Annotated in this window: 18 protein-coding genes; 14 read left to right on the forward strand and 4 right to left on the reverse strand. The window is 40.9% G+C overall.

What is annotated here, in order from left to right; all coding sequences use genetic code 11:
* Nucleotides 1-194 precede the first annotated feature (194 nt).
* The 4 genes from BXY_RS10860 (at nucleotide 195) to BXY_RS10870 (ending at nucleotide 4383) form a co-directional block, all read left to right on the forward strand.
* Complete coding sequence (locus tag BXY_RS10860; protein WP_015531901.1) at nucleotides 195-2453, forward strand: GH92 family glycosyl hydrolase; 2259 nt, start codon at nucleotides 195-197, stop codon at nucleotides 2451-2453.
* A gap of 6 nt (nucleotides 2454-2459) precedes the next feature.
* Complete coding sequence (locus BXY_RS23550; protein ID WP_015531902.1) at nucleotides 2460-2600, forward strand: hypothetical protein; 141 nt, start codon at nucleotides 2460-2462, stop codon at nucleotides 2598-2600.
* 138 nt (nucleotides 2601-2738) lie between these two features.
* Nucleotides 2739-3233 carry a metallophosphoesterase family protein gene (locus BXY_RS10865; protein ID WP_015531903.1) on the forward strand — a complete coding sequence of 165 codons (495 nt, stop codon included), beginning with the start codon at nucleotides 2739-2741 and terminating at the stop codon, nucleotides 3231-3233.
* 13 nt (nucleotides 3234-3246) lie between these two features.
* Nucleotides 3247-4383 (forward strand): alkaline phosphatase, encoded by a 1137-nt coding sequence (locus tag BXY_RS10870; RefSeq protein WP_015531904.1) that lies wholly within the window; start codon nucleotides 3247-3249, stop codon nucleotides 4381-4383.
* A gap of 73 nt (nucleotides 4384-4456) precedes the next feature.
* Here the strand turns inward: BXY_RS10870 and BXY_RS10875 are convergent, their stop codons facing one another.
* Nucleotides 4457-5332 carry a DMT family transporter gene (locus BXY_RS10875; RefSeq protein WP_007757676.1) on the reverse strand — a complete coding sequence of 292 codons (876 nt, stop codon included), beginning with the start codon at nucleotides 5330-5332 and terminating at the stop codon, nucleotides 4457-4459.
* 130 nt (nucleotides 5333-5462) lie between these two features.
* Between BXY_RS10875 and BXY_RS10880 the strand changes: the two genes are divergently transcribed.
* Complete coding sequence (locus tag BXY_RS10880) at nucleotides 5463-7214, forward strand: AAA family ATPase (protein WP_009040286.1); 1752 nt, start codon at nucleotides 5463-5465, stop codon at nucleotides 7212-7214.
* A 16-nt stretch (nucleotides 7215-7230) separates the two neighbouring features.
* Entirely contained in the window at nucleotides 7231-8148 is a 918-nt protein-coding gene (locus BXY_RS10885) for a HEPN domain-containing protein (protein ID WP_008775344.1), read from the forward strand.
* 114 nt (nucleotides 8149-8262) lie between these two features.
* Here BXY_RS10885 and BXY_RS10890 read toward each other — a convergent pair whose 3' ends face one another.
* The gene (locus tag BXY_RS10890) at nucleotides 8263-10833 is read right to left on the reverse strand and encodes a family 78 glycoside hydrolase catalytic domain (RefSeq protein ID WP_009040663.1); all 2571 of its coding nucleotides are present in this window, start codon (nucleotides 10831-10833) and stop codon (nucleotides 8263-8265) included.
* 734 nt (nucleotides 10834-11567) lie between these two features.
* Between BXY_RS10890 and leuS the strand changes: the two genes are divergently transcribed.
* From leuS to BXY_RS10910, 4 genes are all read left to right on the forward strand, one after another.
* Complete coding sequence (gene leuS, locus BXY_RS10895; protein WP_015531905.1) at nucleotides 11568-14402, forward strand: leucine--tRNA ligase; 2835 nt, start codon at nucleotides 11568-11570, stop codon at nucleotides 14400-14402.
* A gap of 110 nt (nucleotides 14403-14512) precedes the next feature.
* Nucleotides 14513-15430, forward strand: a complete 918-nt coding sequence (locus BXY_RS10900; RefSeq protein ID WP_008775348.1) for a YitT family protein — start codon at nucleotides 14513-14515, stop codon at nucleotides 15428-15430.
* A gap of 50 nt (nucleotides 15431-15480) precedes the next feature.
* On the forward strand, nucleotides 15481-16062 hold the full coding sequence (locus BXY_RS10905; RefSeq protein ID WP_008775349.1) for a non-canonical purine NTP diphosphatase: 582 nt from the start codon (nucleotides 15481-15483) through the stop codon (nucleotides 16060-16062).
* A gap of 31 nt (nucleotides 16063-16093) precedes the next feature.
* Complete coding sequence (locus BXY_RS10910; RefSeq protein WP_008775350.1) at nucleotides 16094-16936, forward strand: OmpA/MotB family protein; 843 nt, start codon at nucleotides 16094-16096, stop codon at nucleotides 16934-16936.
* A 144-nt stretch (nucleotides 16937-17080) separates the two neighbouring features.
* Here the strand turns inward: BXY_RS10910 and nadA are convergent, their stop codons facing one another.
* Nucleotides 17081-18019 carry a quinolinate synthase NadA gene (gene nadA / locus BXY_RS10915; protein ID WP_004298721.1) on the reverse strand — a complete coding sequence of 313 codons (939 nt, stop codon included), beginning with the start codon at nucleotides 18017-18019 and terminating at the stop codon, nucleotides 17081-17083.
* A 500-nt stretch (nucleotides 18020-18519) separates the two neighbouring features.
* On the opposite strand from nadA, the gene BXY_RS10920 reads away from it, so the two are divergent.
* Nucleotides 18520-19047 carry an RNA methyltransferase gene (locus BXY_RS10920; RefSeq protein ID WP_004298728.1) on the forward strand — a complete coding sequence of 176 codons (528 nt, stop codon included), beginning with the start codon at nucleotides 18520-18522 and terminating at the stop codon, nucleotides 19045-19047.
* Between the two features lie 360 nt (nucleotides 19048-19407).
* On the opposite strand, the gene BXY_RS10925 is transcribed toward BXY_RS10920, so the two are convergent.
* Nucleotides 19408-19986 (reverse strand): DUF4294 domain-containing protein, encoded by a 579-nt coding sequence (locus tag BXY_RS10925; protein ID WP_004308443.1) that lies wholly within the window; start codon nucleotides 19984-19986, stop codon nucleotides 19408-19410.
* Nucleotides 19987-20130: 144 nt separating this feature from the next.
* On the opposite strand from BXY_RS10925, the gene BXY_RS10930 reads away from it, so the two are divergent.
* Genes BXY_RS10930 through BXY_RS10940 form a run of 3 tightly spaced genes read left to right on the forward strand, consistent with a single transcriptional unit; the run spans nucleotide 20131 to nucleotide 23942 of the window.
* Nucleotides 20131-22179 carry a helix-hairpin-helix domain-containing protein gene (locus tag BXY_RS10930; protein ID WP_015531907.1) on the forward strand — a complete coding sequence of 683 codons (2049 nt, stop codon included), beginning with the start codon at nucleotides 20131-20133 and terminating at the stop codon, nucleotides 22177-22179.
* A 43-nt stretch (nucleotides 22180-22222) separates the two neighbouring features.
* Complete coding sequence (locus tag BXY_RS10935) at nucleotides 22223-22732, forward strand: sigma-70 family RNA polymerase sigma factor (protein WP_004316100.1); 510 nt, start codon at nucleotides 22223-22225, stop codon at nucleotides 22730-22732.
* A gap of 31 nt (nucleotides 22733-22763) precedes the next feature.
* Complete coding sequence (locus BXY_RS10940) at nucleotides 22764-23942, forward strand: FecR family protein (RefSeq protein WP_004322647.1); 1179 nt, start codon at nucleotides 22764-22766, stop codon at nucleotides 23940-23942.
* Nucleotides 23943-24018: the final 76 nt, after the last annotated feature.

Raw genomic sequence — 24018 nt, forward strand, 5'->3', positions numbered from 1 at the left:
TAATGCATTAAAGATGAACCAAAGATATTTTATGGTGATTAATATTAGATTAATATTCTCTTAATGGCGAGACTTTACAAAAAAAATATTTGTAGAAGATAGATTTTAAGGTTACATTAAGTTTTCATTAATCAAACTACTATATATTTACAGCAAATCTAATTAAAACCATCGAAAAATAAAAAAATCTGTTTATGTACAAGAGAAAATTCATTCCGTTAGTACTGTTAATGATTTTAATCGTCAATGGATGCAGCAACAAGCAAGAGGTAATGTCAACTCCGGTTGACTATGTAAATCCTTATATGGGGAATATCAGTCATTTGTTAGTTCCTACTTACCCAACTGTCCATCTTCCCAATAGTATGCTCCGCATCTATCCGGAAAGAGCAGATTACACTTCTGATAAAATAAAAGGCTTACCGGTCATTGTTACCTCGCATCGGGGAAAGTCTGCATTCAGCCTGTCTTTCTATCAGGGAGCAGAGAGCGGATTACAACCGGTATATTACTATTGTTATGATAATGAAGTGATAAAACCCTATTCCTATTCTTCCTATTTTGAAGAAGAAGAGGTTTCCACTAAATTCGCTCCTTCCCACCAGGCAGGAATCTATGAACTAAGTTTCCGGAAAAACGATGCTCCATATTTAATACTTAGTACCACCAATGGTGAGCTTAAAACTACGGAGAATACCATTTCCGGTTATCAGAACATAGATCATCAAACCAAAGTATATGTTTATATGGAGACTTCCGCACTGCCGGAAAAAACGATGACTGTCAGCAAAGAAGAAATAAATCACAGCCACACTGCCATAAAAGGCAAGAACGTGGGTATCGCTCTCTTATATTCAACAGATATAAAAACAATCAAAGTTCGCTACGGTATATCCTTCATTGATGAAAAGCAAGCAAAAGCCAACCTACAGCGGGAAATAAAAGATTATGATGTAGAAAACCAGATGAACATTGCCAAAAACATCTGGAACCAAACATTAAGTAAAATCAAAGTGGAAGGAATAGACGAAAATGCAAAAGCAATATTCTATACTTCCCTCTACCGGACTTACGAACGGATGATTTGCCTTTCGGAAGACAACCGCTATTACAGTGCTTTCGACAATAGTATCCACAAAGATTCTGTCCCATTTTATACCGACGATTGGATTTGGGACACGTATAGAGCAGTCCACCCCTTACGTGTTATCATCGAACCAGAAATGGAAGCTGACATGATTCAGTCTTTTATCAGAATGGCACAACAAATGGAACATAACTGGATGCCTACATTTCCTGAAGTTACGGGAGACAGCCGTAGAATGAATTCCAATCACGGTGTAGCCACTGTTATTGATTCATATATAAAAGGAATCTGTAACTTTGATTTATCAGCTGCTTACGAAGCCTGCAAACTTGGTATTACAGAAAAAACGTTAGCCCCATGGTCAGGCATAAAGGGAGGTGAAATCACAAAATTCTATTGGGAAAACGGATATTTACCGGCATTGGCACCGGGAGAACAAGAAACTGCTGACGAAGTACACCCATTTGAAAAACGCCAACCGGTAGCTGTCACTCTAGGTACGTCTTACGATGAATGGTGCCTGGCACAAATAGCCAAACAACTTGGGTATGAGAAAGACTATAACTACTTTCTACAAGGGAGTAAAAACTATCGGAATATTTTCAATCCTGAAACAAAATTTTTCCATCCCAAAAATGCAAAAGGCGAATTCATAGAACCCTTTGATTATGCCACTGCCGGTGGATTAGGTGCTCGTGAAGCATACGGCGAGAATAACGGTTGGATATACCGATGGGATGTTCCCCATAATATTGCTGATTTAATTGAACTGATGGGAGGGAAAGAAGCATTCAGAAATAATCTTGAAACGATGTATAACACCCCATTGGGCGAAGCCAAATATGTATTTTATGCACAATTACCGGATCATACGGGTAATGTAGGTCAATTTTCAATGGCTAACGAACCCAGTATGCACATTCCTTATCTGTACAACTATATAGGAGAGCCCTGGAGAACTCAAAAAAGAGTAAGGACATTGCTCGATGAATGGTTTAGAAATGACCTGATGGGACTCCCGGGCGACGAAGATGGCGGAGGAATGTCAGCATTTGTAGTCTTCTCCATGCTAGGTTTCTATCCTATTACTCCTGGTTTGCCTATTTATGTCATCGGAACTCCTATGTTCGAAAGAGCAGTTATTGAAACAGGAGCCGGCAAATCATTCGAAGTCATTGCGCACAACTATTCGCCGACAAATAAATATATCCAATCAGCCAAATTAAATGGCAAAGATTGGAACCAATCCTGGTTCGAACATAAAGAACTGATGAATGGCGGCAAACTGGAATTTACAATGGGAAACACTCCCAATAAGAATTGGGCGGCAGACAGTGTACCCCCTTCTTTTGAAATGAATAAATGACAGAATATGAATAAAATATTATTTGTCCTTTTATCGCTTTTGACTTCTCTGCAATCATACTCCCAAGAGCAAAATGAAAAAGAAGTTTCATTTCTCTTGTTGGGAGATATACACTATGATTTATTGGAAGATCACGATATGGAATGATTATCCACCAAACCGGATGATCTGCGCCAAGTTACCAAAGAATATTCAGTATTCACGAAAAATACATGGCCGGAATTCTCCCGGATAATCAGCGGGCAAGTTCAAAAACACCAGCCGTCAATAAAAGCCGTTCTGCAAATGGGGGACTTGTCAGAAGGATTGGCCGGTTCTCCACAAAAAGCAATACAGATGGCTAACAGTGCCTTTAAGGCTGTCAACAAAATGAATCTGAAAGTACCTTTCATTATGACTAAAGGTAATCATGATATCACAGGACCAGGGGCTAAAGAAGCTTTTGAAAAAGTATACTTACCCAATATGGCAAGGTTGGCAGGACATCCATCATTACAATCAGCCAATTACACTACTACTCTTGATGATGTATTATTTGTGTGTTATGATCCATGGGATCGGAATCCGGAAGGGCTACAACAATTAGAAAAGTCACTAGCCGGTTCGAAAGCAACTTACAAGTTTGTCATGTTACACGAGCTTGTGATTCCGGTAAACGAAAGATGCTGGCATGTATTCCGACAAGATAATGCCAAGAGGATGCAATTAGAATATTATGCCGCATTTGGAGAAAAGCCATACGATACAGTCAACATATCCGAATTACTTACTTCGAATTAAAAACATATTAGCCATGAATGTAAAATTTAAAACTCACTTATTTATTCTCTCCTTATTCTTTTGCTATAATCTATCAGCACAAGAAATCGTCAAAGGAGATTTTAAGAACGAAAATCCACAAAGTTCGTATGTTCCTTCATTTGACATGGATGCTACCGACAGACCGGTGAAGAATGTCATCTTAATGATAGGAGACGGCATGGGACTGGCACATATCTGTTCAGGAATGTATGCCAATCAAGGACAGCTTACTATCACTAATTTAAAAACATGCGGTTTCGTCAGAACGCAATCCGCCAACAAGTTTACAACAGATTCAGCTGCTTCCGGAACTGCTTACTCAACCGGAAAAAAAACTAAAAACGGAGCGCTCGGAATGGATGAAAATAACCAAGTTATTCCCAACTTACCGGAGAAGTTATCCGGCTATGGCTACATTTCAGGAATCGTTACCACTGACAATCTCGACGGAGCTACTCCTGCTGCTTTTTTTGCTCACCAACCGGAGCGTGGAATGTCTAAAGAAATTTGGGCGGATCTTCCTAACAGTAAGCTGACATTCTTTTCTGCCGGTAGTTATGAACTATTTGAAAAACAAGCACCAAACGTTCAAAAGGAAATCAAAAAAGAGTTTACCATCATAGAGGAACCGAATGACAAAGCTATCAAGAAATCTAAAAAACTGGGATACTTACCCACAAAGAGCAAAACAGCTTCTGTAAACGAAAACCGGGGAGATTTCCTTCCGTCTACCACCCAAATGGCTATTGACTATCTTTCGAGCAGGAGTACTAACGGTTTCTTCTTAATGGTAGAAGGTGCCCGAATAGATAAAAGTGCGCACAGTAATGATTATTCGGCAGTTGTCCGTGAAGTATTGGACTTTGACAAGGCGGTAGAAGCTGCTATCAGATTTGCAGAAAAAGATGGAAATACATTAGTGATTATTTCAGCTGATCATGAAACCGGAGCATTAGCTTTACGTGACGGAAACATAAAAGAAGGCAAAATGAAAGCAATGTTTGTATCTAAAGGACATACACCAATCATGGTTCCACTGTTTGCATACGGTCCACAATCCAAGCTTTTTGGTGGTGTTCAGGAAAACAGCGATGTTAGTAATAAAATTCTCCAATTACTCGCTAAATAAGATATAAAACAGATCTGTCATTCAAACTGAAATAAGAAAGAATTTCTTCTATATGAAAATAAGAAATTCTTTCTTATTTTTTCTCTGCCTGATAGACTCCAAAAATAATGCAACCTGCTCCCAATAATGTAATCCATGTGATTTGTTCGTGAAGAATGATTACGGATGCCACCATTGTTACCAACGGATTGAGATAGATATAATTGGAGGCTCTAACGGTTCCCAACTGTTTCAATACCACATTCCAGAGGACATAACAAACCAAGGATGCCAGGACGGCCAAAAATAAGAGATTGGATAATACAACCGGTTTTAAAAGTACATCGAAATCAGGTTGTAACGGATGAAGAAGAAAGGCGGGAAGTATAGTCAATACTCCATAAAAGAATATTTTGCGGGTGATAAATACAGTGGGGTACCGCCCTGTCATTTTCTTTATCACCAAACTATAAAATGCCCACGACAGGGCGGCAAGTAAAGTGAGCAGATCCCCTACCGGAGATAATTTAAGTACAAAACTACCGTTAAAGACCACCAGTCCCACCCCGATTAAAGCTAATATGGAACCATAAATCAAACCTTTGGTGGCTTTTTCACTCTTATAAAAGAGAAGGGAAAGAATGGTAGTAAGCAGGGGAGCTGTGCAAATGATGAAAGCGACATTGGATGCTTGCGTAATTCCCAAAGCTGTATTCTCTGTAAAGAAATAGAGTGAACCACCGAAGAAACCTCCTGCCATCAACCAAAGTTCGTCTTTCCAATTACCCGCAAACAGACGTTTGGGAGAAATCACCCAAATACCCAGATAAGCAATGAGAAAACGATAAAAGAATATCTCCTGTGGGGTCAGTCCGTGATTAATTAATACTTTGGTTGATATGAAAGTCAATCCCCAGATAGCAACTACAAGTATCGCAATCAGATGGTAATATCCATGCTTCAATTCCATAATGGTGGTGATGTTTGTTTAATAGAGTGCAAAGATAGCGAGAAGTTATGGAATGTTTGTTTGGAGAAGTAACAAAAAGCCCGTACCTTTGTTTATGTTCAAAGAAAGCTCCTAAAATAAGGTATAAGTTATGGAAAAATATATAGCACCGGACAGAAAACGTATCCCATACGGCATGATGAACTTTGCAGTAATCCGCCGCGACGACTGTTATTATGTGGACAAAACCCGGTTTATACCCATGATAGAAGAAGCGGACAAGTTTTTCTTCTTTATTCGTCCGCGCCGTTTCGGCAAAAGCCTCACTGTAAATATGTTGCAGCACTATTATGATATACTTGCCAAGGATAAGTTCGAAGCGCTGTTTGGCGACCTTTACATCGGAAAGCACCCTACGCGCGACCGGAACAGCTATCTGGTACTATACCTCAACTTCTCCGGAATAGTAGGCGAACTACACAACTACCGCAAGGGACTGGACGCGCATTGCCAAACAATGTTCGACTACTTCTGTGACATTTACGCTGACTATCTCCCCAAAGGCATCAAGGAAGAACTCGACAAAAAAGAAGGAGCTGTCGAACAATTTGAATACCTGTTCACAGAATGTAATAAGACCAACCAACGTATTTACCTCTTTATCGACGAATACGACCATTTCACCAATGCCATCCTCTCGGATATAGAAAGCCTGCATCGCTATACGGACGAAACACATGGCGAAGGTTATCTGCGCGCCTTTTTCAATAAAATCAAAGCCGGAACCTATTCCAGCATCGAGCGTTGTTTCATCACCGGCGTAAGCCCCGTGACAATGGACGACCTCACAAGTGGTTTCAATATCGGAACCAACTACTCGCTCACACCGGAATTCAACGAGATGATAGGTTTCACGGAAGAAGAAGTGCGCCAAATGCTCACTTACTATTCCACCACCAGTCCATTCAACCACAGTGTGGACGAACTGATAGAAATAATGAAACCTTGGTATGACAACTACTGCTTTGCGGAAGAATGTTATGGTGAAACCACTATGTACAACTCTAATATGGTACTCTACTTCGTCAAGAATTATATTCAACGAGGCAAAGCCCCCCGGGATATGGTAGAAGACAATATCCGTATCGACTACGAAAAATTACGTATGCTCATCCGGAAGGACAAAGAGTTTGCCCATGATGCCTCCATCATACAGACATTGGTGAGCGAAGGCTACGTCACCGGAGAACTGAAAAAAGGTTTTCCTGCCATCAATATCACCAATCCCGACAACTTTGTGAGCCTGCTCTACTATTTCGGTATGCTCACCATTAGCGGCACGTATAAAGGAAAGACCAAACTCACCATTCCTAATCAGGTAGTCCGCGAACAAATTTACACTTATCTGCTAAGTACCTATAACGAAGCCGAACTCAATTTCAGTAGTTACGAAAAGAACGAACTTGCCAGCGCTCTTGCCTACGATGGCGATTGGAAAGCCTATTTCGGTTATATTGCTGACTGCCTGAAACACTACACTTCCCAGCGTGACAAGCAGAAAGGTGAATTTTTTGTCCACGGCTTTACGCTTGCCATGACGGCACAAAACCGTTTCTACCGTCCCATTTCCGAACAGGACACACAGGCAGGTTATGTCGATATTTTCCTCTGTCCGCTACTGGATATCTATTCCGACATGAAGCACAGCTACATTGTGGAACTGAAGTATGCCAAGTATAAAGATCCCGAAAGCCGCGTGGAAGAACTGCGACAGGAAGCTATTGCCCAAGCGAATCATTATGCTGACACTGATACGGTAAAGAGAGCAGTCGGCACTACACAACTTCATAAGATTGTGGTGGTATACAAAGGAATGGATATGCCGATATGTGAAGAGGTTTAACAGATAGGCTAACAATATGAAAAGATCAATAAAACGTTTGCCCAAACGCACGCAAGAAGAGTTGGCGGTGTTGCAAGAGCTGATATTGTCGAATCTTACGAATGTGCGTATGATTATCTTGTATGGAAGTTATGCACGGGGAAAATATGTTATCTGGGATGAAACATACGACGAACGTGGAGTAACTACTTACTACCAAAGTGATTTGGATATTCTGGTGATATGTGATACGAGAGACGCAAATAAAGCAGAGAGGCATGCGCGCGAGGTGATCGTTCCTAAATATGATACAAGAATGGAAGGAAAGCGGCATCCGGCACCGCCTAATATTATTGTAGAAACTCCAGTGACCATTAATAGAGCTATAAGAAGGAAGCATTATTTCTTTTATGAAATTATAAAAGACGGAATTCTGTTGTATGACAATGGTACGTTTCATATTGGCAAACCTGAAAAGTTGCCGTATCGGGAGATTAAGCAATATGCAGAGGAAGAATATGAAGAATGTTTTCCTTTAGCAGAAGGATTCTTAAGACATGGCGAACTAGCCTATGAAGATGGAGACTATAAATTAGGTTCTTTCTTATTACATCAAGCCTGCGAGCGCTTCTACAAATCATTTACGCTTGTGTATAACGGAATTCGCCCTAAATCTCATGAATTAAAAGTACTGGGAGCGATGGTCAGAAGCTGTTCACGAGGATTTGCTAATGTGTTTCCTACCAATACTTTCGAAGATAATAAAGCATTTGATAAATTATGCAGGGCATATATCGAAGCGCGATACAACCGGCTGTTCACCGTCAACAAAGAGGAATACGAGTATATGCTGGCACGAACAGAGGTACTGCGCGAAGTGACTATCCGAGAATGTGCTGCACGCATAACATATTACGACGAGATGATAGAAAAAGAAGAGAAAGACAAGATATAACCATATATTGTAAAAATGAAGAATTACCCTCATCACAAATAGCTGTAATGAGGGTAATCACGTTAAAAGAGAGTTTCGATACATCTCCTTACTATCAAATTCTTACATGAAGAACTATTTGGTCACCTTGTAAGTTCCACTTCCATACTCCTTTGACTTCATCTCTCCGGGAAGGGTTACGGTAGCGGTAACACCCTTAGGAATGGTGAATTCCCAAATCCAGGTATCTCCTTCGTATTTCCAGGCACTCTTGATGAGTCCGGCGGCGGAACGGTATTCGGCAGTCACGTGTCCTAACCGCTTGTCTGGAATGGGCTTCATAATGATATGTTTGAAGCCGGGGGTGGCAGGATCGGCTGCGATGCCGGCAACGGTTTCCCAAATCCATTCACATACGCATCCATAGGCATAATGATTGAAGCTGTTCATGCCGCGCGGTCCCATTCCTTTGTCTATCATATAGCTGTTCCACCGTTCCCAGATGGTGGTGGCTCCATTGTCCACAGAATACAGCCAGCTTGGGTTCTTACGTTGAAAGAGGAGTTCATAGGCAATGTCTTCCATGCCATTCTCCGTGAGGGTGGCCATGAGAATGGATGTGCCCAAGAATCCGGTCTGCAAGCAAAGATCGTGCTGTGCGAAGTTTTCACGCAGGCGGTCTATCATCTTCGCTTTGGCTTCGCCTTCCACAAGCTGGTTCTTTAGGGCAAATAAGGCAGGAGTTTGCATGGTGTTGAGGATGGCGGTTTTGAAGGTGCCGTCCTCGTTGAGGAAGTTCTCTTTGATGTATGCCTTTGCCGAATCGGCCATTTGCTGGTACTTGGCGGCATCGCGACCAGTGGCGGCAGCCATATCCCGCATCATGAAAGCATCTATCACCCAGTAAGAAGCGCTCAAATAGTTCCAATAGCTGACGGCATCAGGAAGCGGGCCTTGGGGAGAGAAAGCGAGTCCGCTACAACTTTCCAGTGGTTCGTAGCTCAACCAGTCGGCCCATTGGTAGTTGCCGTTCTCACCGCAGAGAGTCTCGTGATTATACTTGGTGTCGTTGATGTGGTTCATAAACAGGTCCATGGCGTTCCAGCTCTCTTCAATAATTTGCGTGTCACCGAATTGCTTCCATACCGTCCAGGGCACAATGATTCCGGCATCGGCCCAACCCAAACGCATTTTCTCATCACCGTATTGTGCCAAGGGAGCCACTCCGGGGAATCCACCCAAACTGTTTTGAGTGTCGCGCATGTCACGCATCCACTTATGGAAAAACTTCATGGTGTTAGCAAAGAACGTACCGGTTTCTGCAAACACTTGTGTGTCTGCTGTCCAGCCCAGACGCTCGTCACGCTGCGGACAGTCGGTGGGTATAGACAGGTAGTTGGATAGCTGTCCCCAATAAGTGTTGGAGATGAGCTTGTTCACAAGGTCGTTGCCTGTGGTGATAGTGCCGGTCTCCAGTTCCTTTGCGATGGAAGTAACGGGGATGGACTTCAACGACTTGATGGCAACATTCCCGGTGGCAGTTATGGAGACATAGCGGTAACCGAAGAAGGTGCAGTGAGGATAATAGGCCACATAGTTATCTCCGCCAGCAAAGGTGTAATCCAGACGGATACCGGTGTGGGGGATGCGCAGGTTTTCGCGATGGCAGCTTCCTTCCGGACCGTCCATCCCACGAATCTTGGCGCCGTTGCCGTCATTGAGCAGCTCTGCAGGAAGGCAGGTCAGCACCGTTCCCTCGGCAGCTTTGAATACGAAAGAGGGTATGCCGGCGCAATTTTGCCCGAAATCCACCACTAACGTCTCTCCCGGACTTACGGTTATCTCCTTGCCCGATGCGAACTCACGGGCGATAATCACCTTACCGAACTCGTTCTCTTTCGCTCCTTCTATATTCTTCCAAATATATGCTCTGATAGGAGCAAGAGCAAGATCTGTACGCAGATAGACTTCCGCTCCGTCCGAAGGCAGAATGTCGCCAGAAAATTCGGTGTTCTCTTCGGGTATGGAGAGTTTATCCACACATTCGAAGCCCATCGGTTCGCGTGCATCGTACTCTTCTCCGTCAAAGATACCGGCATGTTTCACCGGACCGGCAATTCCGGCTTTCCAGTTTTCGAGGTCGGTACCGTAACGCTTCTTACTTCCGTCAGAAAAAGTTAGTTCCAGTACACCACGGAAGGCACATTTCTTGCCTATCATGCCGTCATATCCTCCGGGAGTTATGATTTTGTCACCCCACCATCCCGGCGTTACCTGTACGGAAAGCATGTTCTCGGCGTTTAGCTTGGTACGGATGATGTCTGTAATATCATAAGTGAAAGAACGTTTGGTCTTGGCATAGTGTGTGAAGCCCGGTTTCAGAAATTCCTCGCCTACGGGTTTCCCATTCACATACAACTCGTAAACTCCCAGTCCAGCGGTCATCCACTTGGCGGAGACAATTTTCTGTTCATTTTTCACGGTGGACACGAACCAACTCGCGCCATCGGCTGCGCGATCGTCGTTATGTCCTTTCACTACAGGAGCGTCTACTGCGGAAATCCATTTGGATTCGTTCCAGGCTGATGCTTCCAATGCGTCAGTACGTTTTCCGACTTCGGTTGCGTTTATCAGTCCGCTATTCGAGAAAAGCGCGAGAATCATTATCGGGATAAGATTCGCAAAACAATGAAGATTCATTTTCATACTTATATGTATTTTTAGTATTAAAAGATTAACTTGGAAATGCTGTTTTAGTTTTACAGGGCTTGCACAACAAAATTACAGAATTATATGATATGACAGACGATTTCTGCATTTTTTTTGACTCAATGATGGTTTCTATTCAATCCGGAACTGACTCATAAGTCCGAACTGATTGAACAGACAACAGGAGCTTTTTACGTTGAATGATCAATTACCGGGCAAAACAATGACATATTGTAAAATAATATAATCAATACACTCATTCAGTATATTGTAGAAATTATTTATTAAAAAAGAAAAGAAGATGCCGGTTATTCATTGCAATCATTCTTTCTTCTTTACACGAAAGCCTCGAAATCGAATAAACTCTATTCAAGTTTTTAATAAATAACAAAGAGGTTTATTATAAACGGTATCCAAGTTTATTATAAACTCTTTTTTGACACTTTCAATACCTAAAATAGAATTATTGCAACAAAAATGGGCAAGAACCTTCACAGTTTCTTGCCCATTCGTTATCCTCGTTATGCAATTCGCATATTAACCTATTGAACTTTATGTAATAAAATTTATATATTTCATTGTTATTTCTTTATTATTATTGACCTCAAATATACAAAATAAAAAGAAGAAAGTCAATAGGGAAAGCGTGGTTATCTGAAAATAAACACGTAAATTTGTGCCTCGAATTAGAAATAACAGTATAAATCACTATAAATAAAAACTTTATCACTATGGAGTACAATTTCAGAGAAATTGAAAAGAAGTGGCAGAAAAGGTGGGTAGAAGAGAAAACCTACCAAGTTACGGAAGATGATTCGAAGCAAAAATTTTATGTACTAAACATGTTTCCTTACCCATCAGGAGCTGGTCTACACGTAGGTCATCCGCTGGGATACATTGCTTCGGATATTTACGCCCGTTACAAACGACTGCAGGGCTTCAATGTACTCAACCCGATGGGATATGACGCTTACGGTCTGCCGGCAGAACAGTATGCCATCCAAACCGGACAGCATCCCGCCATCACTACCGTCAACAATATCAACCGCTACCGCGAGCAGTTGGACAAAATAGGTTTCTCTTTCGACTGGAACCGTGAAATCCGTACTTGCGACCCGGAATATTATCATTGGACCCAATGGGCCTTCCAAAAAATGTTCAACAGCTATTATTGTAACGACGAACAGGAAGCCCGTCCTATCGAAGAACTGGAAAAAGCCTTCGCCATCTACGGAAACGAAGGACTCAATGCCGCTTGCAGCGAAGATATCAGCTTTACTGCCGAAGAGTGGAACGCCAAAAGCGAAAAAGAAAAGCAGGAAATCCTGATGAACTATCGTATCGCTTATCTGGGTGAAACAATGGTAAACTGGTGTGCCGAATTAGGAACTGTACTGGCTAACGACGAGGTAGTAGACGGAGTCAGCGAACGTGGCGGTTTTCCTGTTATCCAGAAGAAAATGCGCCAATGGTGTCTGCGTGTATCCGCTTACGCACAACGCTTGCTTGATGGATTGGACACGATCGAATGGACAGATTCTCTGAAAGAAACCCAAAGAAACTGGATCGGACGTTCGGAAGGTGCTGAAGTGCAATTCAAAGTAAAAGACAGTGACCTCGAATTCACTATTTTCACCACTCGTGCAGATACCATGTTCGGTGTTACCTTTATGGTATTGGCTCCGGAAAGTGAATTGGTGGCACAGTTAACGACTCCTGAACAAAAAGCAGAAGTAGACGCCTACCTCGATCGTACCAAAAAACGTACGGAACGCGAACGTATTGCCGACCGTAGTGTTACCGGTGTGTTCAGTGGTTCGTATGCTATCAATCCGTTCACAGGTGAAGCAGTGCCTGTATGGATCAGCGATTACGTACTGGCCGGATACGGAACAGGAGCTATTATGGCTGTACCTGCTCATGATAGCCGCGACTATGCATTTGCCAAACATTTCGGATTGGAAATCCGTCCGTTGGTAGAAGGTTGTGATGTTAGCGAAGAAAGTTTCGATGCAAAAGAAGGCATTGTTTGCAACTCTCCGCGTCTTGATGTCACTCCTTACTGTGATCTTTCATTGAACGGACTGACCATCAAAGAAGCGATAGAAACAACCAAGAAATATGTAAAAGAGCACAATCTGGGCCGTGTGAAAGTGAACTACCGTCTGCGTGACGCTATTTTCTCTCGCCAACGTTACTGGGGTGAGCCGTTCCCTGTTTACTACAAAGACGGAATGCCCTATATGATTGACGAAGCCAGCCTGCCGCTGGAACTTCCGGAAGTCGCTAAATTCCTGCCTACCGAAACAGGTGAGCCTCCATTAGGACACGCAACTAAATGGGCTTGGGATACAGTAAACAAATGTGTCGTAGAAAATGAGAAGATTGACCATGTAACCGTCTTCCCGCTGGAACTGAACACCATGCCGGGATTCGCCGGTTCTTCGGCTTATTATCTCCGCTACATGGACCCGCATAATCATCAGGCATTAGTTGATCCGAAAATTGACCAGTACTGGAAAAATGTAGACCTATATGTAGGTGGTACCGAACATGCAACAGGGCACTTGATTTATTCTCGTTTTTGGAATAAATTCCTGTATGACATGGGTGTGTCTGTAATGGAAGAACCCTTCCAAAAGTTAGTAAACCAAGGAATGATTCAAGGCCGCAGCAACTTTGTATATCGTATCAAAGACACCAATACTTTCGTTTCACTGAACCTGAAAGATCAGTACGAAGTTACCCCTATTCACGTAGACGTAAATATCGTATCTAATGATATTTTGGATTTGGAAGCATTCAAAGCATGGCGTCCTGAATATAAAACAGCCGAATTTATCCTCGAAGACGGAAAATATGTCTGCGGATGGGCAGTTGAAAAGATGAGTAAATCTATGTTCAATGTAGTCAATCCGGATATGATTGTTGAGAAATACGGTGCAGATACACTTCGTATGTATGAAATGTTCCTCGGCCCGGTAGAACAGTCTAAACCGTGGGATACAAACGGAATCGACGGTGTACACCGTTTTATCCGTAAATTCTGGTCGTTGTTCTACAGCCGTACGGACGAATATCTGGTAACGGACGAACCTGCAACAAAAGAAGAATTGAAGAGCCTTCATAAATTAATCAAGAAGGTGACTGGTGATATTGAACAGTTCTCTTACAATACATCTATCAGCGCATTCATGATTTGTGTAAACGAACTCTTCAACCTGAAATGCAGCAAAAAAGAGATTCTGGAACAGCTCGTTATCACTCTCGCTCCTTTCGCTCCGCATGTCTGCGAAGAGTTGTGGGATGTATTGGGACACGAAACTTCCGTATGCGACGCCCAATGGCCTGCATACAACGAAGAATATCTGAAAGAAGATACTATCAACTATACCATCTCTTTCAACGGAAAGGCACGTTTCAATATGGAATTTGCAGCAGATGAAGCTTCGGACGCTATCCAAGCCGCAGTATTGGCAGACGAACGTTCACAGAAGTGGATTGATGGCAAGACTCCGAAAAAGATCATTGTCGTTCCGAAAAAGATTGTAAACGTTGTAATTTAAAGTATTAAGTATAAAACAATAAGTATTAAGTAATAAGTATTATCCGTAGTCGTTTTCCAAATATATCCGTCAGGTTAATACTTATTACCTAATACTTGAACTTAAAATCCATGCATAAACTGACAAAAGCGGAAATAATGAGAGAAGTGAAAGATTACATCTATATCACTCTCGGATTGATAAGCTATTCTTTGGGATGGGCTGCATTCCTGTTACCTTATCAGATAACTACCGGAGGAACTACCGGTATCGGAGCTATTATCTATTATGCAACAGGATTTCCAATTCAGTGGTCATACTTTATTATCAATGCAGTTCTGATGACGTTTGCCATCCGGATATTGGGTCCGAAATTCAGTATAAAAACGACTTATGCTATTTTTACGCTGACTTTTCTGCTTTGGTTATTCCAGTTAGTGGTGAACAATTACGTAGAAGCACCGGATATGACGCCGGACGGTAAGCCGCTATTGCTCGGTACAGGACAGGATTTTATGGCCTGTATTATTGGTGCAGCCATGTGCGGTGTAGGCCTCGGTATCACTTTCAACTACAATGGAAGTACGGGTGGAACAGATATTATCGCAGCCATCGTCAATAAATACAAAGATGTATCGCTTGGACGAATGATTATGATTTGTGATGTATTCATTATCAGTTCCTGTTACTTTATATTTCATGATTGGCGCCGGGTTATTTTCGGTTTTGTCACCCTATTTATTATTGGTGTTGTGCTCGACTGGATTATCAACAGTGCCCGTCAATCGGTTCAATTTTTCATCTTCTCCAAGAAATATGATGAAATAGCCGACCGTATCATTAAAGACGCCGACCGGGGAGTAACGGTACTCGACGGTACGGGATGGTACAGTAAAACCAATGTGAAAGTGTTGGTAGTACTTGCCAAGAAACGTCAGTCACTCGAAATTTTCCGTTTGGTAAAACGCATTGATCCGAATGCTTTTATCTCTCAAAGTTCCGTTATCGGTGTGTATGGCGAAGGATTCGATAAGCTGAAAGTGAAATAATAACCGGTTGATAAGTAGTGAACAACCCTGTTAAAACAAAAAATAAGATGATGAAACGCAAACTTGTATTTGCTACCAATAATGCTCATAAACTGGAAGAAGTGGCCGCTATCCTGGGAGATCAAGTAGAATTATTAAGTCTCAATGATATCGGTTGCCAAGCGGATATTCCCGAAACTGCTGAAACACTGGAAGGAAATGCGTTATTAAAATCTTCCTATATCTACAAAAACTATCATCTGGATTGTTTTGCCGATGATACGGGATTGGAAGTGGAAGCCTTGAACGGAGCTCCCGGAGTCTATTCCGCCCGCTATGCAGGAGGTGAAGGACACGACGCCCAGGCAAATATGCTCAAACTTCTTCACGAACTGGACGGAAAAGAAAACCGTAAAGCACAATTCCGCACCGCTATTTCGTTGATACTGGACGGAAAGGAGTATCTCTTTGAAGGAGTGATAAAAGGCGAAATAATCAAAGAAAAACGTGGTGATTCCGGATTTGGCTACGATCCTGTATTCATGCCTGAAGGTTACGACCGGACTTTTGCCGAATTGGGAAATGATATAAAAAACCAAATCAGCCATCGCGCACTGGCTGTACAGAAACTTTGTGAGTTTCTGCAAAGCTGATTATACATACCCACTTAAAATATAAAACACAATGAAGAAAATTACTTTATTTACTTTACTTACGCTCCTATTGTGTACTTCGTGTGTAACAAAAAAGAAGTTCATGCTTGCAGAGATGGCAGCCACCGCAAGCAAAGACAGTCTGCAAGGGTTGTTGAATAACTCCCGCGAAGTTGGTAACCAGCTATCGGCACAAGTCAAAAACCTCTTGCGTGATACGACCAAGATGGGGAACAGTATCCGCCAATATCAGAGTATGTTGAATGTCAACATGACTGAACAGGAAAAACTGAATGCGCTGTTGAGCCAGAAGAAAAATGAGCTGAACGAAAGAGAACGCACGATCAATGAATTGCAGGACATGATTAAGGCACAGAATGATAAGGTACAAAATCTCTTGAGTAATGTAAAAGATGCATTACTTGGTTTTAGTACTGACGAGCTGACCGTTCGCGAAAAAGACGGAAAAGTATATGTAGCGATGTCCGACAAATTATTATTCCAGTCAGGAAGTGCCCGCCTAGATAAACGTGGAGAGGAAGCTCTCGGCAAACTGGCCGAAGTATTGAACAAACAGACGGACATCGACGTATTTATCGAAGGACATACGGACAACAAACCGATCAATACTGTACAATTCAAAGATAACTGGGATTTGAGTGTGATCCGTGCCACTTCCGTAGTTCGTATCCTCATCAAGAATTACAATGTAAATCCTTTACAGATTCAGCCTAGCGGCCGCGGTGAATATATGCCTATTGATGACAACGAAACAATAGAAGGAAGAAGCAAGAATCGCCGTACGGAGATTATCATGGCTCCGAAGTTGGATAAGTTGTTCCAGATGCTTCAAAGTTCGGAAGAATCCAAATAAAAAATAATTGATTCAATAATCAACAATAAAAAATCCTCTCGGTTAATAAACTGGGAGGATTTTTTTATCTTTAAAGAATTGAATTATTTTAAAACAGTTTCTAACTGTTATTCATTCAAGAACAATAATAAAAACCAAATTTCTTTATAATCCCAACTTAGCCGAAATCTCCAACATCCGCTGAATCGGCTTCACTGCCTTCTTAGCCACCTCCGGATCTACCGTTATTTCCGGTGCTTCATTCTTCAAACACTCATAGAGCTTCTCTAACGTATTCAACCGCATGAAGCTACACTCGTTACATCCGCACGTACTATCGTTCGGAGGAGCAGGGATAAACGTTGTCTGCGGACACTTCTTCTGCATCTCATGCAAGATACCCGATTCGGTAGCCACAATATACGTGTTTTCCGGATGGTTCACGGCATACTTCAACAATGCTGCCGTAGACCCTACCACATCCGCCAGTTTCAAAACCGTACTCTTACATTCGGGATGTGCCAAGACCAACGCTTCCGGATGCTGCGCTTTCAATTCCACAATCTTTTCAACAGAGAACTGTTCATGCACATGACAAGCTCCGTCCCAAAGAAGCATATTCCTGTTCGTAACTGAGTTGATATAATTACCCAAATTCCTATCCGGACCAAAGATTATTTTCTCATCTTTGGGGAAACTTTCCACGATCTGCTTCGCATTGGTGGAAGTCACCACCACATCTGTCACTGCTTTCACGGCAGCTGTTGTGTTGACGTACGAAATAACGGTGTATCCCGGGTGTTCTTTGACAAACTGTGCAAACTGATCCGCCGGACAACTGTCCGCCAACGAACAACCTGCCGCCATGTCGGGTACCAACACTTTCTTGTCCGGACAAAGCACCTTTGCCGTTTCCCCCATAAAGTGAACGCCACACATCACAATAATGTCCGCTTCCGTTTTGGCTGCCCATTGAGCCAATGCCAAACTGTCGCCAACGTAATCGGCGATGTCTTGTATTTCCCCTTTCTGGTAGTAGTGTCCCAGAATGATTGCATTCTTTTCTTTCTTTAGCTCGTTAATAGCCTTTATGAGTTCATTCATAATAATATTCTTATTTCTTTCCTTTTAAAAAAATCTTTTGTTGGTGATGATAGCCTGTTAATAATGTTAGCAAATAAATACGATTTTTCTTGCCGGATAAGTTATTAGTCCATACTTCTGCTTTATGAGTCGGTTATGAACTGATGTAAAGGGCAAGATATCCTATTCTACTTGCTTCATTATCAATGAAAGCATCGTTAAATGCCGTCAAATGGAAGTTTGCTATTAACTCCCTGTTGATAAAGTGCAAAGTTAAAAACTTTATGGATATAAACAGGTAGATAAGTGCTGAAAAATATGTTTATGTCTGTGTAGAAAGTTTTGGGTTAGTTTTTTGGAATGTTCATAATGAAGGCCTCTTATATCTTCTTTTGAATAATGCAAGAATTATTTTTCAAAATCTTTGCCGATAGTTTTGACAGGTTTTAAACCGTTATCAACACCTTGTTAACTGAAAAGAATTACCTTTGTGGACAAGAACATAATAAAAGAAAAGACGTATGCGTAAACTGAAAATAACAGAGCTGAACCGTATCAGTGCCGAAGAGTTTAAACAGGTTGAAAAACTGCCTTTGGTGGTAGTGCTGGACGATATTCGTAGTTTGCACAATATAGGTTCTGTGTTCCGTACTTCGGATGCTTTCCGTATTGAATGTATCTATCTGTGTGGTATAACAGCTACCCCACCGCACCCTGAAATGCATAAGACTGCGCTGGGTGCAGAGTTCACTGTCGACTGGAAGTATGTTAATAACGCTGTTGATGCTGTTGATAACCTCAAAAATGAAGGGTATATCGTTTATTCTGTAGAGCAGGCGGAAGGAAGCATCATGCTTGATGAGCTCCAGTTGGATAAAACCAAGAAGTACGCTATCGTTATGGGAAACGAAGTGAAAGGGGTACAGCAGGAGGTTATTAACCATTCGGATGGCTGTATAGAGATTCCTCAATATGGTACCAAACATTCGTTGAATGTTTCCGTAACTACTGGTATTGTGATTTGGGATTTGTTCAAAAAGTTACACTAATAGTCATAATACAGGATTGGTTAATAAGTTGTTTATAATGAGTTAATAGCTTAGTTAATTCATTCATAATCAATAACTATGTTCTGTTTATAACTATATGGAGCCATGTTGATTCTATGGGTGTTGGGTAATTATTATTATAGTTGTTGATAGTTCGTTTTCAGGCTGTTAATACTTGAGTTTTCAGGTATTAACAGCCTATATGATATGTATTAATAGCTGGGAACTCAAGTATTAACTTCTGAGAAACCGGAAATTAATACCTTGCAGGAAGCTTGTTAATTCTTGAAATGATAACTAGTATGGTTGAGTAGTGATCAATTAGTTTATAAAGTTTATAAACTTATAAGCTGATTGATTTTAGATCTGTCCGTTCTCCACCATCAACACTACACGTTCCGTTAGTTTGTCTTCACCTTGCGGATCATATTCTTTTTTTAAACTGGCTCCGAACAATGCAGCAAAAGTCTGATAGAATCCCGCTTTGAAAGGTCCCATAAATGCTTTTACCAGTTCATAACTGGTAGAATTGCTTTGGCGGTCTATTAATTTAATCAACAGTTTTCCCTGTGCAAACGAGAGTTTTTTCATTCGGGGAGTATATTGATCTTTCAATCCTTTTTCAACCCGTTTGATATGTTTTTGGCGGGCTTTCTCATTGGGTAAAGTCTGAAGATATTCGTAAGTTTCAATGATGGCCTGGTTAATTTCTCTGGAGATAGGATATACCTTTTTCACATTGCGGATCAGTCGGTAATATTCCTGGCGTTCCTTTTCATTTTTGAATTTCAACGGACGGAAAATATACACAGTTCTTAACTGGACACATGGAATGGTATCTCCATTGTAGATACACATCGGAACCAAATATCCATTGATGCTTTGTTTATCTTGAGCTTGCAGGCGCAACGAACAACAAACAATAGCAAACAGCGTCATTACTACTATGTTAAGCCTTCTTTTCACGATACAAAAATAGAATTAAAATTTTATTATTCAGACATTTCTCTTCGATGTTAACCTATTTAAAGTATCTTTGCGGCCTTATCTGTTAAAAAGCAGGAAGAATAAACCATTTTATTGATGAAAACTATTCAACTTTTACGGTTGATAAGTATTATAAACAGCCTGTTAATAATTCCTGCTTGTAGTGCTCAAAACCTTTCTGAAAGTCTTTTAGAAGATGTTCTTGAAGATTTATCCGTTAATAACGGAACTGATAACTCTGTTAATACTCCTAATTGGGAAAATGAATTGGAAGAACTTTCCAATCGTATGCAGGAACCAGTTAATTTGAATGTTGCTACCCGTGAACAACTCGAACAGTTTCCTTTCCTTAGTGATATTCAGATTGAACATTTGCTGGCCTACATCTATATACACGGACAGATGAAAACCATCTATGAACTTCAACTGGTAGAAGAGATGGATAGGCAAACAATCCAGTATTTACTACCTTTTGTCTGTATAAAAGCTATTAACAATGAACCTGCTTTTCGGTGGAAAAGTCTGTTGAAAAGCGCAGCGAAATATGGAAAAAATGAGCTGTTAACTCGCTTTGATATACCATTTTATAGGCGAAAAGGTTATGAACATACCTATTTAGGACCTTCTGTTTATAACTCTGTGAAATACAGTTTCCGATACAGTGACCGACTCTATGCAGGAGTCGTTGCTGAAAAAGATGCTGGAGAACCTTTTGGAGCTTTACACAATCGCTACGGCTATGATTATTATTCCTTTTATCTGTTATTAAAAGATTGTGGACGATTAAAAGCATTAGCTATTGGTAACTATCGGCTTAGTTTCGGACAAGGATTAGTGATTAGCACTGATTATCTGATGGGAAAAACAATTTATGCCTCTTCTTTCAACAATCGCAGTGGCGGAATAAAGAAACACTCTTCCAGCGATGAATACAATTATTTTCGGGGAGTGGCCGCCACTGTTGCTTTATCTAAAGATTGGGATCTTTCCGGTTTCTATTCACACCGTTCATTAGATGGAGTAATCACTGACGGAGAAATCACCTCTATCTATAAAACCGGACTGCACCGAAGTCAAAAAGAAGCGGATAAAAAGAACCTATTCACCATGCAATTAACAGGTGGACACGTGAGTTATCAACACAACCGTATTCGACTGGGTATCACCGGTATTTACTACCTTTTCAACCGACCATACGAACCGGAATTAACAGGCTATTCCAAATACAATCTTCATGGAAACAACTTCTATAATCTGGGGATTGATTATGCTTACCGCTGGCATCGTTTTTCTTTTCAAGGAGAGACGGCCATCGGAAAACAAGGTTGGGCCTCTTTGAACCGTTTGCAATATTCACCGGTTCAAAACACTCAAATCATGTTGATACACCGGTTTTATTCTTATAACTATTGGGCCATGTTTGCCCATTCTTTTGGTGAAGGAAGTACGACACAAAATGAACAGGGATATTATATCGGCATGGAGACTTCTCCTTTTGCCTATTGGAAATTCTTCGCCTCATTCGATTTATTTTCTTTTCCGTGGAAAAAATACAGAGTAAATAAACCCTCTCGCGGAACAGACGGATTGCTTCAAGCCACTTTCACTCCACGCAGCTATCTATCCATGTATCTGAAGTACCGCTATAAACGCAAAGAACGGGATTGGACAGGTAGTAAAGGATCACTAACACTTCCTATTTTTCACCATCAACTTCGTTATCGTTTGAACTATTCTTTAGGAGATGTGTTAAGCAGTCGTACAACTTTAGATTATAATCATTTTCATTCTCAGGACAGAGCTGCTAATATAGGATATCAGGTTACACAAATGATATCCTCCCAACTGCCTTGGGCCAGGCTGTTTGCTGACGTTCAGGGCAGTTACTTTTTTACAGAGGATTATGATTCGCGCGTATATGCTTCGGAAAGCGGATTGCTTTATACGTTCTACACACCGTCCTTCCAAGGTCGTGGATTTCGCTGTAGCGTCCGTCTCAGATATGAACTGAATAAGCACTGGTTGTTCATAACCAAGTTTGGCGAAACAGTCTATTTAGATCGGAATGAGATCGGTTCGGGCAATGATTTGATCTGTGGAAATAAAAAAGCAGATGTGCAAATGCAACTGCGTATTAAGTTTTAATGTATATTTGTCTGCCAAAAATAATAGAAGAATACGATATTAAATGGATGACAGGGCTACTTTTGACAAAATGTTTAATGAATGGTATGCACAGTTTGTATATTTTGCATATTATTTTATAAATGACGCTGAGGTATGCAGAGATATCGTAAGTGATGCTTTTGAGTATTTGTGGCGTAATTATGAAAAGATAGAAGAGGCGACGGCTAAAACTTATCTTTATACAATCATTCGTACACGTTGCATTGACTATCTTCGCAAGCAAAATATCCATGAAGAATATGTAGAGTTTACTTCGCAATTAACTGATAAAATGATAGAAAGCGATTCGCAACATTCTGATTCTCGTGTTTTGCGTATTCGTAAAGCTATGGAAAAGTTGACTCCTTATAATTATCATATATTGGAAGCATGCTATATTCATAATAAGAAATATAAAGAAGTGGCCGAAGAATTGAATGTAAGTGTTGCGGCTATTCATAAGAATATAGTAAAGGCTTTGCGTATTCTTCGCGAAGAATTGGGTCAAGAGGGTAACCGGAATAGACTTTAAAACGTAAATATATATATTGAATACATTATTTATGGATGAAAAGAATATAAATATAAGTAAGTCGGAAGAAGAACTCCTGGAAATTATGGAGAATCGTTCTCATATAACTACTGATCAATTGCATAATTTGAAAGAAGATGAGGAGTGCTTGCAGGCATATTCTGATTTGGCAGAAATTGTGATAGAAATGCAGAAAAAACAAAATATGCTGGCAATTGATGTCCGGAATGAATTGGCAGATTTTCATAATAAACATTCTAAAAACGATCGAAGAAAAAATACGCGGATACTGTTGTGGGCCAGTGCCACGGGTGTAGCGGCGACTGTTGTCATAATTTTAGTTTTGCGTGCAATGATGATTTCGTCGCAACCGGAAATCATTCAAGTGTTTCAAGCCAATCATGTTGCCCAAGAAGTCACTTTACAAGTGAATGATGAGAAGGAAATAAAACCACTAAAAGAAGTGGTAGAATCTCTTTCGTCTTCCTCTACTGCACAGTTGTCTTCTAAAGAAATAGATTATAGTCGTGCTCTTCTTCAGACAGAAACCAAGGAAGTAGGAAAGCAGAAAGTACAGATACATAGATTAAGTATTCCTAGGGGAGAGACATTCAAAGTCGTTTTATCTGATGGGACTGAAGTTTTCTTGAATTCGGATAGTCGTCTGGCTTACCCTACGGTTTTTAAAGGAAAAGAAAGAGTCGTCTCTTTGGAAGGTGAAGCTTATTTTAAAGTTACTAAAGATGCAAAACATCCTTTTATTGTGAAAAGTGGAAATCTACAGGTTCGCGTATTAGGAACGGAATTTAATGTGCGTAGCTACTCTCCTATTGATGTCCGTGTTACGCTCATTACAGGAAAAGTGGCTGTTAGCGATACTTGTGGAATTCATAGTGTTGAAATGATGCCGGGACAAAGTGCACAGCTTTCTTCTGACGGAACGTTTGCTGTGAACGAGGTGGACATTGAATCATTTTTATATTGGAAGGAAGGATTTTTCTATTTTGACGATGTTGCCCTGGTTGACATGATGAAAGAAATAGGGCGTTGGTATAATATAGATATTGAGTTCCGCAATAGCAAAATTATGGATCTTCGTATGCATTTCTTTGCAAATCGTCACCAAGACATCTTTCACTTGATTGAATTATTGAATCGAATGGAGAGGATACATGCTCATTTTGAAACAGGAAAACTAATTATTGAATAAAAAACGAGCAAAAAGTCATAAATCTGAATAGAAATATATATTTCTGAAAAATAAATTCTTTTAAGGGTAACCATTC

This window comes from Bacteroides xylanisolvens XB1A (genome assembly GCF_000210075.1).
In the GTDB taxonomy this organism is placed as follows: Bacteria; Bacteroidota; Bacteroidia; order Bacteroidales; family Bacteroidaceae; genus Bacteroides; species Bacteroides xylanisolvens.